We start from the raw sequence: 1,684 nt of genomic DNA, 5'->3' as shown, positions 1-1,684 counted from the left end.
TGGACCAATCGATCGATGGCGGCAACCGTCATGACACTGTCGTCGAACAGCTTGTCCCAGCTCTCGAACGCTTGGTTAGAGGTGATCACGAGGCTGTGTCGTTCGTAGCGATGAGCAATGAGCTCGAACAGCACGCTGGTCTCCTGCTCGGTCTTCTGGGTGTACCCCAGGTCGTCGACAATGAGTACAGCGTAGCGGTCTAGCTTGTTGAGCAGATCGGTCAGTTTCAGCTCGGCCTTGGCTCGTTGAAGTGACTGCACCAGGTCGGTGGCCGGCATGAACTTGACCCGGATACCAGCGTCGACCAGTCCGTAGCCAATGCTGCACGCCAGGTGCGTTTTGCCCAGGCCGCTGGCGCCGAACAGCAGCACGTTCTCGCCGCGTTTGACCCAGTCCGGCTGGTTGATTAGCTGGCGGACGTGCTGCTGGGTGACGCCCTCCACCGCATGGAAGTCGAAGTCGCCGAGTTGCTTACCGGGTGGCAAGGTGGCTTCTTTCAAGTAGCGGTGTAGCCGTTTGTCCTCCCGGGTGGCCAGTTCGATAGTGCATAGCTCGACCAGGTACTGCTCAGGCGCCCAGTGTTCGCTGACGGCTTTCTCAGCTAGCGCTCGCCACTGCTTTTGCATGCTGGCCAAGCGCAGGCTTTTCAACATAAGAGGCAGGCTGGCGGCGACGTTACTCATGGCAGCCCCCTGTGGTCAGCAAGGATTGGTAGTCGCTCAATGCATGTTGCTGAACGACCATACCGGGCAGTAGCATGCGCGGTGAGACAAGGAAGCGTTCCTCGCAGTGCAGGATGCTGGGGAGCGCGTCACGTTCTATACCGGCCAAGACGAAGCGTCCCAGGGTATCTTCCCGGTCGCTCTTCTTGGCGAGGTGGAGCAGGCGAACGATGTAGTGGCAGGCGGCGTCCGCAGCCAGGGTTTTGTCCACGTAGCTCCAGATACGTCGATAATCTTCATTGGGCAATAGCTCGTCGCGCCATTGGGCGTGGCGGAAGGCGCGGGGCTTTTTGACCAATGACTCGATCACGTGGCGGTAATCGATGCTGCGCAGGCGTTGTTGCTTGGAGGCGTACTGGCGTGGGAGGGTTAGTGTGTGCTGGCCTGCACACCAGAGTTCCAGCCGGTCATCGAACAGGTGCACCGTCAGGCGGCTACCGATTAGACGTGACGGGACGGTGTAAGTTACTCGTTTCAGCGCAATGGTGCTGGTACTGCTGACCCGAACCGCGTGCTGGCTGTAGTTGACGCTATCGTAAATGGGCAGCGGTTGTAATTGTCGCTGCTCGTCTTTAAAGGCGGTTGAGACACGGCGGTTACGGCGGTCCAGGACACCCTGTAGGAAGGCCTGGTATTCAGCCCGGGTGCCAAAGTCGAAGCTGCCCCGTAACAGCAGAGCCTGCTTGAGTTGTTGCTTGATATGATTGTTGGGCGACTCGATCGCTCCGTTCTCATGTGCCTGCCCCCGGTTATTGCGGGTAGGCTGGAGATTGTAATGGCGGCACAGCCCGGCGAATCGCTCTGTGAAGTCGTTTTGCTCCTGTCGGTTCTTGTAGGCAGCACTCAGGCTGTCGGTACGTAGTTGTCGCGGAACACCGCCGCTGACCCTGAAGGCGCGTTGTAGCCCGTCCGCCAGGGCACTGAAGCTCTCGCCGCCGTAGACGACCTGGGCGTAGGCCCAG

General features: G+C 59.6%; 2 protein-coding genes. Both read right to left on the bottom strand.

Annotation, left to right across the window (positions count from 1 at the left end; all coding sequences use genetic code 11):
- Nucleotides 1–683: IS21-like element helper ATPase IstB (istB, locus tag ACURWW_RS17175; RefSeq protein ID WP_458618521.1), on the bottom strand; the 683-nt coding region annotated here is incomplete at its 3' end.
- On the bottom strand, nucleotides 676–1,684 hold a 1,009-nt coding region (locus tag ACURWW_RS17170), incomplete at its 5' end, for a Mu transposase domain-containing protein (RefSeq protein ID WP_445618378.1). The genes ACURWW_RS17170 and istB, both read right to left, overlap by 8 nt.

Source organism: Gilvimarinus sp. F26214L (assembly GCF_054401055.1).
This window is presented reverse-complemented; position numbering and strand designations above follow the sequence as displayed.